The organism is Actinomadura sp. NPDC023710 (genome assembly GCF_040639875.1).
GTDB lineage: Bacteria > Actinomycetota > Actinomycetes > Streptosporangiales > Streptosporangiaceae > Spirillospora > Spirillospora citrea.
Genome location: NZ_JBFAGB010000009.1, coordinates 38,812 through 56,347, shown reverse-complemented (window position 1 = coordinate 56,347; position 17,536 = coordinate 38,812). Strand labels below are relative to the sequence as shown.

Annotated in this window: 11 protein-coding genes; 8 read left to right on the top strand and 3 right to left on the bottom strand. The window is 69.6% G+C overall.

What is annotated here, in order from left to right; genetic code table 11:
* Positions 1-85: 85 nt before the first annotated feature.
* On the bottom strand, positions 86-1,387 hold the full coding sequence (locus AB0H37_RS12715; protein ID WP_179832810.1) for a hypothetical protein: 1,302 nt from the start codon (positions 1,385-1,387) through the stop codon (positions 86-88).
* Positions 1,388-2,022: 635 nt separating this feature from the next.
* Between AB0H37_RS12715 and AB0H37_RS12710 the strand changes: the two genes are divergently transcribed.
* The gene (locus AB0H37_RS12710) at positions 2,023-3,801 is read left to right on the top strand and encodes a glycoside hydrolase family 15 protein (RefSeq protein ID WP_329094729.1); all 1,779 of its coding nucleotides are present in this window, start codon (positions 2,023-2,025) and stop codon (positions 3,799-3,801) included.
* A gap of 706 nt (positions 3,802-4,507) precedes the next feature.
* Here the strand turns inward: AB0H37_RS12710 and AB0H37_RS12705 are convergent.
* Positions 4,508-6,157, bottom strand: coding sequence for a hypothetical protein (locus AB0H37_RS12705; RefSeq protein ID WP_360612506.1), 1,650 nt, complete (start codon positions 6,155-6,157; stop codon positions 4,508-4,510).
* Positions 6,158-7,436: 1,279 nt separating this feature from the next.
* Between AB0H37_RS12705 and AB0H37_RS12700 the strand changes: the two genes are divergently transcribed.
* The 6 genes from AB0H37_RS12700 to AB0H37_RS12675 all read left to right on the top strand — a co-directional run bounded on the left by AB0H37_RS12700 (position 7,437) and on the right by AB0H37_RS12675 (position 15,252).
* On the top strand, positions 7,437-8,258 hold the full coding sequence (locus tag AB0H37_RS12700) for a trehalose-phosphatase (RefSeq protein WP_360612504.1): 822 nt from the start codon (positions 7,437-7,439) through the stop codon (positions 8,256-8,258).
* Positions 8,259-8,444: 186 nt separating this feature from the next.
* Complete coding sequence (locus AB0H37_RS12695; protein WP_360612503.1) at positions 8,445-9,878, top strand: CAP domain-containing protein; 1,434 nt, start codon at positions 8,445-8,447, stop codon at positions 9,876-9,878.
* Between the two features lie 163 nt (positions 9,879-10,041).
* Complete coding sequence (locus AB0H37_RS12690; protein WP_360612501.1) at positions 10,042-11,382, top strand: hypothetical protein; 1,341 nt, start codon at positions 10,042-10,044, stop codon at positions 11,380-11,382.
* Positions 11,383-11,580: 198 nt separating this feature from the next.
* The gene (locus AB0H37_RS12685; RefSeq protein ID WP_360612499.1) at positions 11,581-12,255 is read left to right on the top strand and encodes a hypothetical protein; all 675 of its coding nucleotides are present in this window, start codon (positions 11,581-11,583) and stop codon (positions 12,253-12,255) included.
* Positions 12,256-12,540: 285 nt separating this feature from the next.
* On the top strand, positions 12,541-13,608 hold the full coding sequence (locus AB0H37_RS12680; protein ID WP_360612497.1) for a hypothetical protein: 1,068 nt from the start codon (positions 12,541-12,543) through the stop codon (positions 13,606-13,608).
* A 264-nt stretch (positions 13,609-13,872) separates the two neighbouring features.
* Positions 13,873-15,252 (top strand): hypothetical protein, encoded by a 1,380-nt coding sequence (locus AB0H37_RS12675; protein ID WP_360612495.1) that lies wholly within the window; start codon positions 13,873-13,875, stop codon positions 15,250-15,252.
* 245 nt (positions 15,253-15,497) lie between these two features.
* Here AB0H37_RS12675 and AB0H37_RS12670 read toward each other — a convergent pair whose 3' ends face one another.
* Positions 15,498-16,025: a DUF4262 domain-containing protein gene (locus tag AB0H37_RS12670; RefSeq protein ID WP_360612494.1), complete on the bottom strand. Its 528-nt coding sequence runs from the start codon at positions 16,023-16,025 to the stop codon at positions 15,498-15,500.
* Between the two features lie 181 nt (positions 16,026-16,206).
* On the opposite strand from AB0H37_RS12670, the gene AB0H37_RS12665 reads away from it, so the two are divergent.
* Positions 16,207-17,535: a J domain-containing protein gene (locus tag AB0H37_RS12665; protein ID WP_360612492.1), complete on the top strand. Its 1,329-nt coding sequence runs from the start codon at positions 16,207-16,209 to the stop codon at positions 17,533-17,535.
* Position 17,536: the final 1 nt, after the last annotated feature.

Sequence of the window (17,536 nt, the reverse complement as noted above, 5' to 3'; positions counted from 1 at the left end):
CCGGCCCGGCCCCGAACTGTGTTCAGATGCGCGGAGACGGTGGTCTCCGCACCCCTGCTCCGCCTCTGGGCGGTGTACGTCGCCGCTAGGACGACGTGGTCGGGGCCTTCTCCTGAGCGAGACGGACCCCCTCCTCGGCCGTCCTGACCGCGGCTTCGGCGGCGTTCTTCTGCGCCGCGGCGGTTTCCGCCTGGGCCGCGGCCTTCTCCGCCTCGGTCCGGGTCTTCACCGCCGTGGCCTCCGCCTTCCTCGCGTCGGCGCGAGCCTTCGCGAGCCTGGCCTCGGCGACCTTGCGTTCCGCCAGGGCGACGGCCTTCTCGCAGTCCCCGTACTCCTGGGTCAGCCGTTCGAGCGTCTCCAGGATCTTGCCGCGCTCGTCCAGAGCGTGCTGCAGGACGGCCTCGGGTGTGGCCGACGACAGCTCGATGAGCGGCGCGTGGCTCCGGTCCCGGAGGCTGAAGCTCATCTGGGCGACCGCTGCCGCGGCCACCGTGATGACGATGACCCCGGCCCACTGGATCGGGATCAGCCGCGTGTCCAGGAAGGCCAGCCCGACGAGCGTGGCGATCAGCGGACTCGCGGTGAGGAACACCGCGTACACGGCGTCGCCCGCGAGCTCCCTCGCCGGCATCTGGATGATGCGGGGCAGGGTGTTGTTCAGCAGCCCCACCAGCAACGCCCACAGGACGATCGGCCAGCTCAGGAAGGCGAACCCCCCGGTGAGCATGACGATGCCGCCGGCGATCACGCCGACGGACAGCGTCGACCAGGCGATCACCTTCTCGGTGTAGAACCGGCCCGCGCCCTGGATGAGGCGGTCGGTGACGGGAAGGTACAGGGTCCGCAGGACGCCCGCGCCGAGGGCGCAGGTCACGCCGAGCAGGTAGCCGCTTCCCGCAGCCGGCCCGTCCCGCTGGACGAGCAGGACCACACCGACGGCGGCGGCCGCCGCGAAGAGCGTGAGGAGGGCGGCTCGCCCCCTGCTCCCGCTCCTGAACCCCGCGATGACGGGGATGAGAAGCGGGACGGTGTAGTAGATCCCTCCGGTGACGCTGAAGGGGATGAAGGACAGGGCCGCGAACAGCAGCGCCTTGTCCATGCCGATCACCCCGAACGTCATCAGGGACCAGATCCGCCTGGACCGCGCCGGCATCCCGGCGGCCGGCCTGTCGTCCCCGCCCCTCCAGAAGACGAGGCGGAGCAGGAGCAGGAGACCGCCGAAGGTCGCCTCCAGCGCCGTCGCCTGCTGCACCTGCAGACCGTTCGCACCGATCAGCCGGTTGTCCAGGAGGGCCTTGCCGGACGCGGAACTGAGCCGGTCCGCGCCTCCGAGCGCCACCCCAAGCCAGGGGTACCGCCTGCGTTCAGAATTCTTGTTTGTCGTCATTTCCGGAACTCCTCGTGCGAGGTGCACACAAAGGGAACCGGTCGTGACCCGGCTCCCTTTGTCGCACCGATGAATGGGTACGACTCCGTGGAGCCGGGTCGTGCTCAACGATCTTCGTGCATGCCGACTCAGCTGCGGAGACCTGCGGGTGGCCGCCCGGTGAACAGGCTCTTACGAAACGCCCGTGTCGCCATTTCTGGATCTAGGCTGCGGGGGTGCATGCCCTCCCTTGAAAGCGGCGGCGTCGTGAACCGCCGGCGAGGGCGCACGGAAACGGCGGGACGGCTTCCGGAAGAACTCCCCGGAGGCTCCCGCCGTTTTCATCGTCACGTCCCGTGACCGAACCATCGCGCCCGGAGGGGGGACAACTCCCGTTCAGACGGTGTCCGGCGACAGACCGCACAGAGGCCGCCGAGAGGGCCATCCGCACCTGACACCACGATCAGGTGACACTTTCGTATTGGCTATTGACTGCACGGCAGATTGCCCACTCACACATTCAGCCCCTCCCGCAAGTCACCGCGCTTGCGTTTCCCGAATATTTCGGCACTGTTAAAGGTGTCCGGCAACGCCGGACCCGTCCGCGGCTCTAGGAGCCGCGGGTGGAACGTTCAAAGCACAAGGAGGAAGGACTCATGTTCAAGAGTCCGCAACACACTCGAAGCGGGTTCCCCCGCATCGAGGCCCTCGGATACGTGTCCGACGGCGAAACCTGCCTTCTCGCGGAGGGCGGCGACATCCACTGGATGTGCCTGCGCGAGATGGACGGCCCCTCGGTGTTCTCGGGTCTCCTCGGAGGCAAGGGGCACTTCTTCGTGGGCATCAACGACGGGGCCAGGCCGGCCGAAGAGCAGAACGTCCCCAGGTCCCTCGGGATCGAGACGACGTGGAGGACCCCGGAAGGGGGCTGCCTCGTCGTCACGGACGTCCTCGCGATGGTGCCGGGCGCCGGTGCCCGTCAGACCCTGGTGCGCCTCGTCCGGTGCACGCAGGGGAAGGTCCAGGTCACTGCCGACCTCGAAATGGTCTTCGACTACGGGCGCGAGCCCGCCGAGTGGAAGCAGTCCGTCGCGCGGTCGCGCGACGGTCTCGAGGTCCGGCTGGCCACCGACCTGCTGCGCCGCCGTTCGTTCGACGGCGACCGGCTCAAGGAGCGCCGTACCCTCCACGCGGGGGAGGGCGCCTTCATCTCCCTCGCCTGGGGTGACTACGCGCCTCCGCAGAACTACCTGGAGGCCAAGCTCCTGGTGAAGGAGACCGCCGAGTACTGGCGGGCCTGGCTGGACAGCGGCGAGATCCCCGAGGAGCACGAGTTCGGGAACCACCTCGTCCGCAGCGCACTGGTCCTCCGGGGCCTGTGCAACCCGAGCGGTGCGATCGCGGCCGCCGCCACGACCTCCCTCCCGGAGGACCCGGGAGGGGTGAGGAACTGGGACTACCGGTTCTTCTGGGGTCGTGACGGTGCCATGACCGCGATGGCGCTGTTCCGGCTCGGCTTCCGCGAGCCGGCGGACCGCCTCGTGAGGTTCCTCGCGGGCCTCCCCGAGGCGGACGTGCAGATCATGTACGGACTCCGCGGGCAGACCCGCCTGGTGGAGGAGACCCTCTCGCACCTGACCGGGTACGAGGGCGCTGCTCCGGTGCACATCGGCAACGGTGCGTACAACCAGGTCCAGAACGACATCTGGGGTCAGCTCCTGGAGCTGATCTGGCAGACGCAGCAGGACCGGCTGACCGCTCGAACCTGGCAGCTGGTCGTCCGCCTCGTCCAGGGTGCCATCAAGGCCTCCGGGGAGCCGGACCGCGGGATCTGGGAGGTCCGGGGCGTGCCCCGGCGCTTCACCAGCTCCGAGCTGTACCTGTGGGTCGCGCTGGACCGAGGCAGCAAGATCGCCAAGGCCCGGGGCGCCGACGAGCAGGCCCGCGACTGGGCCAAGGCCGCGCAGGAGATCTACAAGGAGATCCTGGCGGGAGTCGGCAGCGACGGTATCTTCACCGCCGCCCCCGGCGACCCGGAGCTCGACGCCTCGTGCCTCCTGATCCCTCTGCTCGGCTTCCTGCCGGGCAACGACTGGCGCGTGCGGGCGACCGTGCGCGCCATCGCGAGGAAGCTGGAGTTCAAGGGTCTGCTCCTGCGGTACGACGCCAAGAAGTTCGGCGATGGCCTGCCGGGCGAGGAGATGGCGTTCGTCATCACCGCGTTCTGGCTGGTCCGGACGTACGTCGCCATCGGCGACCACGAGTCCGCCGAGGCGCTGTACCGCAAGGTGACCGGTTACATCGGTCGCCTCGGCCTCCTGGCCGAGGAGATCGACCCCGACACGGGGAGGCACTGGGGGAACACGCCCCAGGCGTTCTCGCACCTCGGGCTGGTCGACGCCGCCCTGGACCTGATCGAGGCCGAAAGGTCGTGATCGGGCCCAAGCGGCCGTAACTCGGGATGGCGGCCGGTAACGGCCGTTCCCACCCCACGAGGGTGGCCGGCAACGGCCACCCTCACCCGGCCCGTGTCCTCTGGACGCGGGCCGGTCTCTCTTTTCGCCCCCTCACTTCCCGCCACCCCTCTCATGCCGGATGCATGGCCCGGTTCCGGAAAAGAAAACGGCCGGTCTGGCAAGGACCGGCCGTAAAGGTGATGGCCGTCCGGGGTTGCCCCCGGACGACCATCGAGAAGCGGAGAGGAGTGGCGCTCCCTTCCGCTCGGTGCTGAGGTCGGAGGCGGCCAGCCTCCGACCCTCGCATGAGGTTCCGTGCCGCACTCGGCTCGGACACTTACGGGTTCGTCGGATTCGACGGAGGGTTGGCCGACCCTCGTCTCATCCGACTGCACCGAAGTGCCCGCCAAGGCGGACGCCACAGTTTCGCCAGATGCGAAGGGAGGGTTGGCCGACCCTCACCTCGCACCCGACTACGCCGTGACGCCTGCCGAGGCCGACGCTGCGGTTCACCGAGATGCAGAGGAGGGTTTGGCCGGACCCTCGCTCCACACTCGGTTGAACCGCGGCATCTGCCGAGGCCGACACCACGTTTCGCCGAACGCGAAGGGAGGGTTGGCCGGCCCTCACCTCGCATCCGCCTACACGCGGTGCCGGTTAAGGCCGGAACTTTTGAACGACAGCTCTACTCGGCGCTCTGAGCGCCGGTCGAGCTCCCGTAGGACACCCGCTCGATGCGGTAGTTCCCGTCGGGGTCGGCCTGCACGGCCTCGCCGTCCCGGAACTGGAACTCGCGGCCGCCAGACGTGACGGTGCCGCGAGCCACCCGGTCGCCCCTGAAGCGCCCGTCCTTGTCGACGGTCGCTCCGTGGACGCCCTTGCCCTCGATCACGAGGCCGTCGCCGGTCTCGACGGTGAGCCCGCCGGCGAAGCCGAGACGGATCTCCCCGTCCGGCGTGCCGACCAGCCCGGTGGCCTCGATGTACGTGACCGACTTGGCGCCGTTGGCAGCGGAGGGCTGTGCCTCCGCCTTCAGGGCGTCGAGTTCGGCCTGGAGCCGCTCACGCTCGGCGGTCTCCTCGCGCAGCTTGGTTTCCACCTCGCCGTGCAGGCGGACCGCCGTGTCGCGCTCGGCGTTCGCCATGCGAACCTGGCCGAAGGCCTGGTCGCGCTTGGCGATCGCGTCGCCGCGCTCGGCGTTCGCCTGCTCGACCTCGCCCCACGCGAGCCTCAGCTCGGTGTTCTTCTGGCTGCGCTCGGCCTCCCACTTGGCACGGGTCGAGGCGTCGAGCCCCGCCCCGAGAGCGGCGAGGACGACCACTCCGATGCCGACCCACTGAGCGGAGTCGAGCGTCGGGGGGTTGACCCAGCCGAAGGAGGCCAGCATGAGCGCCGCGAGGGCACCCCACACGGGGGCCGTCGAGGTGAGCATCGCCTGACCGCCCTCGTCCAGCCGGTTGCGCGCCCAGTTCATCCCCAGGACGGGGAGGACCATGACCGTCGCCGGGATCGCCAGGTACAGGATCCACAGCGGCAGCGGCGCACCCTCGAACTTGTCGAAGGTGGGCAGTGCGCCCTCCCAGCTGGCGTAGGCCAGGATCAGGAAGAACGTGATGCCGTTGGCCAGCGTCATGCCGATGTCCCGGTAGCGCTGGCTCAGCTGCTTGTTCGTCTCGGCGTCGAAGGCCTTGGTGCCGAAGGCCGTCAGTGCCTTCTGCACCATGAACATGTGCAGACCGACGACCGCCGCCCACACGAGGCCGCCGAGTTCGATCTGCCCGTCGCTGCTGAACAGAGCGACGGCGAACACGACGCCACCGAGCAGAACGACCCTCATGACGAGCTGGTTCCAGTGGCGCTTGACCACGTAGACCGTGACACCCGCCAGGAGCGTGCCCAGCGTCATGATGGCGGTACGGGGTCCGGTGCCGATGCTGCGATCGGCCTCGGCGATCCCGATGTTGATGCCCAGGCTGGTGAGCCCGATCACGACGACGAAGCCCCATCGCAGGATCGCCGAGTCGACGGTGAAACCGCCGCCCAGCGACTGGAAGACCCTCGTCCTCTCCTCTCCGCGGGCTCCCATGCTGAACATGGAGAGCTTGTAGGAGCGGTACTTCCAGGCCGTGATGGCGCCCAGGGCGGGCGCTCCGACCAGGACGATGAGGGCGGCGCTCGCCAGCGGCACGGTGGCCGACGTGGTGAGGGCGCCCCCCACTCCCTGGGAGAACATGCTGCCGAGCAACACGAGGCTCGGGATCAGCACGGCGATCGCCCCCCACCAGCGGGAGGCACCGCGGTTGTTTCCAACCGCAGCAGTGTTGGTGATGGACACGAAGGTCCCTCCTTTTTGCGTCCCACCCGGCCCTAGACCGGAGTGGTTGTTGTGTCTCGCCTGCCCCTGAGGGGTCGAGGCGAGCCGACTGTCGAGTCGGCACCGTTAACCGTCCTGAAACACGGCGCGATGGCAACTCGGAAGTTCATCGCGAAACCGGCACAAGGCGGGTGGGCCCGGAGTACCGGGCAGGGGTGCGCCGGCACGCTCACCCGCCGGATCCGCTTCGACTTCGCCCGTCCGGGCGAGCGGGTTCCCAGGTGACCTGTCCGACCGGGCGGCCCGGCGACTGCGCGACACAAGAGTGCGCAGTCCATTGCGACGGTGCGTGAAGTCAGACCACTCTCCGACTTCTCAATCCGGCCATGGCCGGCCAAAAAAAAGTGCCGGTCGCCTCTGGGCAGAGGCGACCGGCGATTTAAGAAAAAAAACAAAAATAAAAAATTTGCGAGCCGACGAGGTCGACCGGCACATGCTCGACAGGGTCAGCTCTGCTTCACCGCCCCGCACGTACCGCAGAGCCACATGCTCCCGCCCTGGTTACCGGGCTTGAACATCTGGCCGCCGCACACCTTGCCGTTGACGACGTTGGTGCAGGTCATAGGGAATACACCCCTTTTGTTTTTGTGCGCGCCCGCGAAATCGGTGCCCGCGGACGATCACGCCCCTTGGTCGTGACACACAGAACCGTCCCTCCTCCTCACCATTCGCAACCACGTGTGAGGTTGATCACAGGAGAGATGGGATGATTGAAAAATACGCCGTATCACTTTGGAAAAGGCGTCACCCGTGTCGCCTGCTTTCGGCAACTCCTGATCACAGAGAGTGAGGAGCAGGCGGTCGTGGCCGTCGCGGAGAGACCCACGGCCCGCGGCGGCGACAGAGGCAGCACGCATTGGCCGCTACTGCGGCTGTCGGAGGACAAGCGTCAGCGGACAAAGCGATCGCTGTCGAAAGGTCGGTGTCGCACTCAGGCTCAGCGCCAGGTCGAACCCGCAGCAGGGCCGCGTCCCACCTGGTGATGCCGCGAGCGCCGGCCAGCGGTCCCGGCGGTCGGCCTGACCACCGCCCGTGGGCGCTTCGGCCCGGCCACGGTCCGTGGAGCCTGCTTCCGCCCGGCCGCTCGGCGGTACGGAGAGGCCCGGATCCCTCACTTGCGTCTCTCACCTGGTCAGGGACGGTCTCAGGCAAGAGGGTCCTGGCTTGACCGGGAACCCTCTCACAGGAGTGGCGAGCAGGACGAGGTCGCCACGCACCAAACAAAAGGAGCGAACAGCTCATGCACGCAGATAACAACCACGTGCTCACCTTCATCTCGGAGGCGGGCAAGAAGGCCTGGGAGGCCTTCGCGGAGAACCCCGAGCGGGCCGTCATCATGCTGGACGGGGACGGGACGATGTGGGACGTCGTCAAGTTCCCGACCATGCCGACCGTCGACGGCCGGTACCGCCCGGTGCTCGACAGGCTCGTCGCCCAGACCGGCGCCACGGGCATGCTCACCGGACGATCGGTCGGGCAGGTCCGGAGCTTCGGTCTCCTCGGTGAGGGGCTGCACGTGCTCGGCCAGTTCGGGTGCGAGTGGTACCACCACGGCCGGCTCACCCAGCCGGTCGATCGCCCGGCCACGCTGTCCGTGGTCGACGCGAAGCTGTCCGAAGTGCTGGCGGCGGCCGGTCTGGCCGACGCGAGCATCGAGGGCGTGAAGTCGCACTTCCGCGCCGTCCACTACGAGGCCGGCACGGACCCCGACACGGTCGCCGGGCTGGTCGCCGGCCTCACGCACCTGGCCGACGAAACCGGCCTGGTGTGCCTGCCCGGTCACAACGTGATCGAGCTCGGCCCGAAGGTCAACAAGAGGGACGCCCTCGCCTGGTTCGTCGCCGCCCTCCCGTGGGAGCCCTCCGTGGTCCTCTACGCGGGCGACAGCGAGCCGGACCTGGCGGCCTTCGACGTCCTCGACGCGCTGAGGGCCAAGGGCGTCCCCACCCTCAAGGTGGGCACGTCCGACAACGCCGCTGTGAAGGCGCGGTCCGACCTGCTCGTGGACGGCCCCCTGGGCACGCTCACGATGCTGATGAGGCTGTTCAACCTCACTCGGTGACAAGCGCGCCGTAGTCGCTGACTGCGGCGCGACCACCCCACCCGTGGCCCCTGGAGCGATCCAGGGGCCACACCTCGTGCGGGCCGTCGAGGCGCCCTCCCGGTTCCCTTGCCGTCGCGAGGCGCCCTCGTACGGTCCTTGACGAGCGCTTGTGTTCGGTCGGCGCGGTGAGGACGGGGGTAGGCGATGCGCGAGCTGGTTGCCGGTGGGAACCTTCCGCTGCCCGGCGGGGCCGTCTCGATCGAGGTGCCGGGGCCGTTCGACCTGTCCGCGTTGATCACCGGCGACGACCGGAAGGTGAGCGGCGACCAGGACTTCGTCTTCTACAACCAGCCCTCCGCTCCCGGGGCCCGGCTGGGGGCCGGAGCCGTCATGGTGGATCCGCCGCGGCTGCGGGCCGGCGCCAGCCGCGTCACGGTGGTCATCAGCGCGGCCGATGCCGGGACCCCGCTGAGCCGCCTGCCCGCCCCCGTGCTGCGGGCCGTCGGGAGCAACGGCGCGGTGGTGGCCCGGTTCAGCCCGCCGCGTCCGGCGACGGAGACCGTCCTGCTGCTCGTGGAGATCTACCGGCGCGGAGACCAGTGGAAGCTGCGCGCCATCGGCCAGGGGTACGCCGACGGCCTGGCCGGGCTCGCCCGCGACTTCGGCGTCGACGTCACCGACGACGGCTCCCAGGCCCCTCCCCCTCCCCCGGCCATGCCGCCCCTGCCTCCGGCCATGCCGCCCCTGCCTCCGGCCATGCCGCCCCTGCCTCCGGCCGCGCCGCCTCCGCCTCCGGCCGCGCCGCCTCCCCCGCCCGCCGTGTCCCGTCCGGCCCGGCCGCCGGTCTCCGTCCGGCATCTGAAGTCCTTCGCCCGCGAGGTCGGCTCCCGGCGGGCCCGGAACGGGCTGCCGCCCGTCAACCTGGACGGCCGGCTCACCGCGGCCGCGCAGGCGCACGCCGCCGTCATGGCCGCGCAGCGCCGGCTGGACGCCGACGGACCGGACGGCATGTCGGTCTTCGACCACGTCACCCTGCACGGTTACGTGTACCTGACCATCGACGAGCAGTTCGTGTCCGGCCCGCGCTCGCTGGAGGAGTTCACCCGGTACCACCTGGACGGCGGGCAGCCGGTGGACGCCCTGCGCAACGGGGAGCTCTGCGACGTCGGCATCGGCCACGCCGCCGGGAGGGGCCGCGACCGCGACCTCTACTGGACGGTCCTGTGGGCGACGCCGTTCTCCCCCGCCGGCCGGTCGCGCTTCGCCGACGAGGTCGTCTCGCTCACCAACGCCCACCGCGCCGCCCACGGCCTCCGGCCGCTCGCCGACGATGCGACCCTGACCGTCGCCGCCCAGGCGTACAGCGAGGACATGGTCGCCCGCCGCTTCTACTCCCACACCTCCCCCGAGGGAACGCAGCCCTGGGACCGCGCCCGCGCCGCAGGTTCCACGCATCTCGGCATCGGCGAGAACATCGCCTGCGGCCAGCGCTCCCCCGCCGAGGTCGTCCAGGGCTGGATGGACAGCCCCGGACACCGCGCCAACATCCTCAAGCCCGACTTCACCCACATTGGGGTCGGCTTCCAGGGAGGCGGCAAGGCGGGCACCTACTGGACGCAACTCTTCGGCTCCGTGTAAGCGGGACGCGCATCGCGTTCCCGCCCGGTGACGGTCTTACGGCCTGACGGCGTTGCCAGACGCCGCGAGCGCGACACGGTCACCCTTGCCCGGTCCTCGGACCGGGCCGTCCGCACGAAGCGTGCGGGCGGGCGACAACAATCGAAAGAGGGAGGGATGACGTATGTCATTCCCGATCAGGCGGCTCCTCGCGGAGTCCAACGGCCAGCGGGTACCGGAGGTCCCGCAGGTCCTCAAGCCGGTCGAATTGTCGGCGGGCGAAAGCCTCGCCGGCCTGCGGCGCGAGGTCGGCGGACCACGCCGGCCGCTGCGGGGCGCCTCGCGTGAGGCGTGCCGCCGGCTGGAGGCCGTCGTGGACGGGCTCGACCTGCACGGCATGTTCGCCAAGCAGGAGGCCGTCGTCGACACCACCGCCGGTCCCGACGATCTCGCCTACGCGGGGTACCGCAACGGCGAGGAGACGGACCACTGGTGGGTCGGAGGCGACCTGGAACACGCGTTCGGGGGCGCCGCACCCAAGGTCATCACGCTCCTCGTGGGCGCCGGCACCCTGCGTGGCAGGCGCCGTCCGGTCGCACGGACGGAGAAGCGCAAGTTCCCGCTGGAGCTGCTGACGTCCGAACGGTTCCTGCGGTCGATGAACGAGCCCATCACGTCCATCGGCTTCGGGTCCAACGGACACCAGCTCGGGACGCGGGAGTCGTTCTGGCTCCTCGCCGGCAGTGTGGCGAAGCTGGTTCGCGCCCTGCCCGGAGACGGGCCCAAGGTGCGAGTCGTGTTCCGCGTTCCCGCCGAGGAGTACTGGCTTCCGTTGCTCCCCGCGCTGCAGGAGGAGATCGCCTCCCCCGAGCTGTGCGGCAGGTGGTTCGCGAAGACGAGGCGAGACCGCGACCTCTTCGTGCGGGGGTTCACCGGAACCCTCGACAAGATGCTGGGCGAGTACCGGAACCGTGTGACGGTTCTCGCCTGCGACGCACTTGACCACCTCGGGGACCGGCTCGTAGGAGCCGTCGCCCGGGGTGAGCAGCCGATGGTGTCCGACCTCCACGGCGAGCTGCGCGAAACGGACGAGCTCTGGAAGTTCGTCCTGTCTCCGCACCACCAGGAGGCGGTCCGCCGCGAGCTCGTCGCCGAGCGGCGGTTCGCGCCGGAAGATCCTCCCCGTCTGGACGGCCTCACCGGGCTCGTCAACGCGACCGACGTCGTCGACCTGCTGAAGTACGGCAGCGGCGGCCCGGCCATCGTGGTCGACGAGGCGAACGCCGCGCGGCGCATGCTCGGCCTGGCCGAGCGCTTCGCGCAGCGCCACCCGGACGGGCCGGCCCGGATGGCGGGGATCGGTCCGCTGGGCAAGATCCTCGGCGGGTCGTGGGGACCGGGTGGTCCCTTCGCCCAGTTCCGGGGAGACTCCGGCCACCTGGTCGTCCTCGACCCCGTCGACTCCTCCAGGGGCCAGCGGGTGCCGACCGGCGACCTGTTCAGTGAGCTCTACTTCGTGCGGTGACCGCACCGGAGTGAGCCCGATCCCGGTGCCCCGGTGGGGGCGGCTTCGCGCCGTCCCCGCCGGGGCACTTTTGCGTGCGGCCACGCGGATCGCCTCGGCACCGCGGTTGCCGTTCCTTGTCCGCTTGGCACGGTCGTCACTGCCTACCGAGTCCTCGGGACCGGCAGATCCCGCCAAAAACGAAACAGGGAGACGAACGTGTCTACAACCCGATCCAGCAGGACTCCCAACGTTCGAGTCCTGTTCACCGCACTCGCGTGGCTCATCGTCATCGCGACCGTGTTCAGCGTCTCGGCGGCGCTGTCCAAGGGAAGCACGAACAACTTCACCGGAATGTTCACGGCCGCGATCGACGTCACCGCCGTGTTCTTCCTGATGGCACTGCGCTGCCCGTGGCTCCGCAAGCAGGCGGGTGCCCGGCGGGCCGGCGTCCCCGAACTCGCCGCGAGCTGGACGATGTACCGCAAGGAGATCCTCCGGATCGCGATCTACGCCGTCCTCGGCAACCTGATGCTGCTCTTCGCGATCGACCTGAGCCTGTACCTGATCGTGGCCAGGTCGGCGGAGAACCAGGGCTGGGACGCGCTGGGCGGCCTCTTCCTCTTCGGAACGGCCGCCGGCCTCTACGCCCTGGCCACCAAGGCGTTCAGGTCCATGCAGGACAAGACGAAGGCCGGCGCCCCCTACCACCCCGTACTGGGCATGGTGCTCGGGAGCCTGCTCACCGTCGTCATCAGCCTGCTGGCCCTGTTCCTCATGTCCCTGTTCACGGCCCTGGCCTGGCAGGTCGTCGTCCCCTGCCTCGTCGCGGGGGTCACCCTGTTCGTCGCCGCGCTGATCACCCTCGACGTGATCTCCACGGCGAAGAGCTGACCGAACGCGCTGCGAGGCGCACCCAACGAACCCAGGCGGGGAGGAGCCATCCTCCCCGCCATCTTCGTTTCTCCGGTCATCGGCGGCGGTTGCCGCCGATGACCGGCACCGCACGGTCTTCACTGCGTGGCTCAGCCACGCCGTTCCGAAAAGGCTCGGGACGTGTCACCGGTTCTCACGACCGGGTGCGCGTCCCGACCTTCCAGGTCAGGACGCGCATCGGGTTCACGGAACCACGAACGCGCCCCGGCTCGGTCCGGGACGCACACAAAGGAGAGATGGCCTATGGCCAGTTTCATCGGCCGCCTCGGCAAAGTGCCGGGAGTCGGGCTCGTGATCACGTTGGTCGTGTTCTACGCCCTCATCGGCGGAGACGCGGTCAACGGCCTCGTCATCGACGAGGCATCGCCCCTGGTGGCGGCCGTCATGGCGGCCTTCTTCGGCACCATCCCCCTGGTCCTGCTGGCGGAGCGCGCCGCGCTCCTCCGCCGGGGCAGGCGGGCGCTGCTGTGGGAGCTCAACGCGGGCAAGCTGATCAACCGCATGGCGTTCAGCAACACCTTCGTGATCCCGCTCACGCTGCTGTCCCTGCAGCGGCTGGAGGCACTCGGGACCGTCATCGCGCTCATGTGGCTCGGTCCGCTGGCGGTGGCGATCTGGAAGATGGTGACCGACCGTCCCCGCAGGCTGTCGAGTCTGCTGTGGCTGCCCCTGGCAACGCCTGGGATGCTTCTCCTGACCCGTCCGTGGGAGGGCAAGGCCGACGTCCTGGGTGTGCTGTTCGCACTCGGAGCCGCGGCGTGCTACGGCAACTTCCTCCTGACCTACGGCGGTCTCGGGAAGGCTCTCGGCGACCGCGTCAACGTGGCGATCGCCGAGTCCATGATGCGGTCGACGGCCGCGCTGGCCGCGCTGTCGGCGATCGTGATCGCCACGCTCGCCGCCTTCGGCCGGACGGTCCCGGGCATCACGCCCGGCCCCGACTGGCTGACCTGGCGGGTGGTCCTCCTCACCGCCCTGTCCGGTCTGCTGACGGGGTTCGTCGCCCAGGTCGGGCAGAACCTGATCTTCGGGCACGGCCTCATCAAGGAGGCCACGTTCGCGGTCCTGACCGCCGTCGAGCCGACGGTGGCCCTGACCCTGGACTGGGCGGTGCTGGGGCACATGCCGACCAGCCTGGACCTGATCGGCGCCGTCCTCGTCACCCTGGCGGGCGGCGGCTGCTACTACCAGCTCGAGGTCGGCGGCGAGAAGCTGACCCGGCTGGCAACCAGGTTGAGGCGTCGCGCGGCCGCCGTGATCGCGGCGGCACTGCGCCGTGATCGCGGCGGGAAGGGCGACCTCTCCGCCTGACGCGATCGGCGGCCGTCTGACGGCCGCCGACCCACCCCGGAGGCGGGAACGGAGCACTGCTCCGTTCCCGCCTCTTCCTGTCTGCGCTGGTCAGCCAATCCGCTTGTTACTTCGGTTACACCGGCGTCATATCAGATTCCACTTGCCGATCCGTGTTCGATCGACACAGTCAACTATGCGTGGCTCAACCACGTGAGTGGCTTCCGAGCCACGCCGTCCGGACTAGGTCCGGGCGCAGCACAACCCAAAAAGGAGGTGTGCCATATGGCACGCCCGGAAACCGGCGGTCTCATCCGCTGGGCAACCGAGTCGGACCCGGAAGGGCCCGACTCATCCCGCATCACCCCTGTCCGTCTCCTGGGGGAGGAGCCCGTCCGGATCACGCCGGACTGGTTGTGGACTCCCACGCCGATCAAGGGTGCCTTCGAGGGCCTGAACTTCGGCAAGGGCAGGACGGCGAACAAGGCGCGCCGAAAGGTCGAGGACCTCGCGAGGGGTCTCCGACTGTCGGCGGCTCCGGACGCCGTCGCAGACGAGAGCGCCATCTACGAGCTCCGGCTCGGAGGCGACGGCTCGCGGTACGTGCAGGGTGCCTACGCCGGCTTCAAGCTCGGCAGGGCCTTCGAGCACGTGCTCATCTCAGGTGAACCGGGCACGGTTCTGGCCGACAAGCCGGACACCGTGTCCATCGTCCTGGGTGGCTGCAACGGCTCCAACCGGGCCACGATCTCGACCAACCTCGAGGGCCGGCGGACTTCGTTCCAGCTCGGCTCGCACGGCGCGGAAGGGAACGCGGACGAGTTCATCAACTCGGCCGGATTCGTCCGGTGGCTCTCCTTCTACGAGGAGAACCTCGCGCGCCTGGCGGCGACGTTCGCCGGGAACGCGATGGTCCACTCCCCGGAGAGCGTCCGGTACTCGGTCGTGATCGATGTGCCGTGGAGGGCCTACTGGCTGTACATGCTCTCGGCAGTGCAGCAGGGGCAGACCTCCGCCCGCGCCTACAACCGGTGGCGCGAGGAAGTCACCCGGCGATGCCGTCTCGGAAGTGACCGTACCCTGGACATCCTTCGGGAGGTCCTCGGCGAACGGTTCGACCGGACGGACATCATCGACCAGGACGAACTCGCACCGCTCGGCGGGATCCTGGAGGACATGGAGCCGGGGCGTGCCCCGGACCTCCAGTTCCTCGTGGACACGATGCGGAACTCGGGGGACCCGCTCTGGAACATGATCCTGGACCCGGACCTCCGGGAAAAGGTGAAGTTCCTGAACAGGCCCCTCAGCCGGGAAGTCCTCACGGTCCAGGAGCTGTGTGGTGCCTCCTACGTGGTGGCGGTGCTCCGGCGGATGCTCGCCGGGGCCGTCATGTCGGTCAACGACTACGTCGAACAGACCATCGAGCACTTCGTGCGGGAGTGGACCAAGGTCCTCACCGAGCACGCGAAGGTCACGTTCGGCGGCACGTCGTTCGCCGTCTACCCCTTCTCGCATTTCGTTCCCCTCGAAGAGGGGGGCGTCCTGTACCGCAGGGACCCGGGACGTGTCGTGACGGTCAACGACCGCAACGGCATCTCGGGTTTCGACCACGGAGAGTGGGTCGACCCGGTGGTCGACCTGCTTCCGGGGAGCTACCTGTGGTAGCCGCCTAGCGGCCACCGAAGGGATCCACCGTCTCCGGTGGAGCGGCCACGGCCGTTCCACCGGTGACACCCACGCTTCCTCCTGCCGGGGGGAGTGAGCACACCGGTGCCCCGGTGGGGACGGCTCACGCCGTTCCTACCGGGGCATCTCTCTGTTCCGGACCGGCTGCCGGATTCCAGCAGAAAAGGCGCCCCACGTCGTCGACGTGAGGCGCCTTCTTGCTCGGCGCCCGGGGTCCTGCCGGTCTATGGCAGGGCCGTCCAGACGCATTCCGGATGATCCGGCCGTGGAATGGCCAGGTTGGGCTGGCGTTCGACGAGTTCCTCGTCGAAGCCTTCGTCGCCGGGGAAGCCCTCGGCGGCTTCGGCCCAGATGAGCTGGCGGTACTCGGGCAGCCGGCCGCAGTAGAACGTACGGGCGGTGCGCAGCGGCGGCCAGCCGTACCAGCTCTCGTGGACCCTGACGGTCTTGATCTTCAGGGACGTCAGCTCGGTGTCGACCTCGCCCAGTTTCGGCAGGTCGTATTCCATCGCGATGACGGCCCCCCGGAGTGCATCGCGGCCTTCCCGACGAGGGAGACCGCAGATCACGAATTCCGGAGAGGTGAAGTTGTGCCATTGGCCCACCGTGCAGAACCAGGCTTGCGGTTCGTTTCCGACGATCGTCCAGCAGCGCGAGAGCACCTGCCTGACGACGTCGTCGACTTCCGGATCGCCCGTCCGTTTCTCCCGGTGGATCAGACAGGCGCATGATGTCCGAACGAGATCGGTCATCGGTACCGCCCCCTTCTTGTTTGTAGTGACTCACTGGAAACCGTCCGGACGGCGCCGTCCCCGACCACGCGAGCCCGTCTGCGGGAGGCCGTCGGCCGGACGGCCCACAAGGCGGCGGGATGAACGAGCCGCGGGGCGCGAACCACGGACGGTCGGGATGGAGACCGATGAATGGGATGCCATGAGGAATGACGAGCCGGACTACTACGAGCTCCTCGGCGTGGAGCGGACCGCGGAACCGGAGGAGATCACCCGGGCGTACCGCAAGGCGATGCGCGCGGTGCATCCCGACGCCAGCGGCACCTCCGGGCTGTTCCGGCTGGTCAAGACGGCCTACGACACGTTGAAGGACCCGGCGTCCCGGGCCGCGTACGACGCTCGCGGTCGGACGGCCCCGCCCGAGCCTCCTCGCTCCTCCCGGCCGGAGCCCGAACCGGCCCCCGAGCCCGGCCCGACGCCGCGGACGGAGAGCGGGAGAGACCAGAGCGCGGGAGCGGGCCGCTCCTCCGGCACGCGACCACCCGGTCCCTCCTTCACGAAACCGCAGGCGGCCGCACCCGCATCCGCCCCGCGCGTCCGCCCCCGGTTCGGCTCCCACTGGATCCGGGTGGCGGCCGTCGGCGTCTGGACGGTGGTGTTCCTGGCCGCGGTGTACGTGCTGTGGCCCGCCGGGCTCCCGGTCGGGTTCCTCCTCCTGCTGGTCCTCCCGCTGGTCGCGATGCCGCTCGTCGCCCTGGAGCCCACGCTGCGGTCCCTGTCCTGGCTCTGGGCGGTGTGCGCGCTGATGTTCGTCGGCGGCGCCGCGCTCGCCGCGACGGAGGCCGACGGCGGCGGCTTCTGGACCCTCTGCGCCGCACTGGCGGGGCTCGCGGCCGGGGCCGCGGGTCTGGCCGCGGCGCCGCACCTCGTCCGGAAGGGCCGCCTGCTGGACCGGCTGATCGCCCCCGACTCTCTCGACTACCAGATCTTCAACGTGCCCGGGGCGGGGCTCGACGGCAACCTCGCGCGCCAGGTGGTGGCGCGGGAGAGCGCCACCGAGATGGAGAGGCTCGTGCGGCTCGACGGGGTCCGGATCGTGCACGCGCTCACGGCGCCGGAGCCGTCGGGGCAGGGCCTGCACTATGTCGAGCACGTCGTGCTGCGGGGCGACCGGCTCGCCGTCGTCATGGCCCGCCGCTGGCCCGCCGGGACCTACGCCTGGACGGGCAAGGGCGCGATCACGACCGTCGGACGTCCGTTCCCCGGCGGCGACACCGGCATCGGCGCCGCGGTGAAGGAGATCCGCAAGGTGGTGCCGCGCGGCGTGCGGGTCCGCGGGTTCGTCGCCGTGCTTCCGGACGATCCCGTGCGGTCGCCCCGGGCGAAGTTCCCGGAGCCCGAGTACGGCGACCTGCTCGCCGGTGACCTGGAACAGGTCCGCGAGCGGATCGCGGACTGGCTCGGCGAGGGCGACCCGGTCGTGGACCGGCGCGTGCTCGCCGCGCTGCTGCCCCATCTCCGCCGCCCCTGAG

Excerpts from the sequence above, each read along its gene's own strand:
- AB0H37_RS12715 (WP_179832810.1), bottom strand. The coding sequence starts at position 1,387 with ATGACGACAAACAAGAATTCTGAACGCAGGCGGTACCCCTGGCTTGGG.
- AB0H37_RS12710 (WP_329094729.1), top strand. The coding sequence starts at position 2,023 with ATGTTCAAGAGTCCGCAACACACTCGAAGCGGGTTCCCCCGCATCGAG.
- AB0H37_RS12700 (WP_360612504.1), top strand. The coding sequence starts at position 7,437 with ATGCACGCAGATAACAACCACGTGCTCACCTTCATCTCGGAGGCGGGC.
- AB0H37_RS12695 (WP_360612503.1), top strand. The coding sequence starts at position 8,445 with ATGCGCGAGCTGGTTGCCGGTGGGAACCTTCCGCTGCCCGGCGGGGCC.
- AB0H37_RS12690 (WP_360612501.1), top strand. The coding sequence starts at position 10,042 with ATGTCATTCCCGATCAGGCGGCTCCTCGCGGAGTCCAACGGCCAGCGG.
- AB0H37_RS12680 (WP_360612497.1), top strand. The coding sequence starts at position 12,541 with ATGGCCAGTTTCATCGGCCGCCTCGGCAAAGTGCCGGGAGTCGGGCTC.
- AB0H37_RS12675 (WP_360612495.1), top strand. The coding sequence starts at position 13,873 with ATGGCACGCCCGGAAACCGGCGGTCTCATCCGCTGGGCAACCGAGTCG.
- AB0H37_RS12670 (WP_360612494.1), bottom strand. The coding sequence starts at position 16,025 with ATGACCGATCTCGTTCGGACATCATGCGCCTGTCTGATCCACCGGGAG.
- AB0H37_RS12665 (WP_360612492.1), top strand. The coding sequence starts at position 16,207 with ATGAGGAATGACGAGCCGGACTACTACGAGCTCCTCGGCGTGGAGCGG.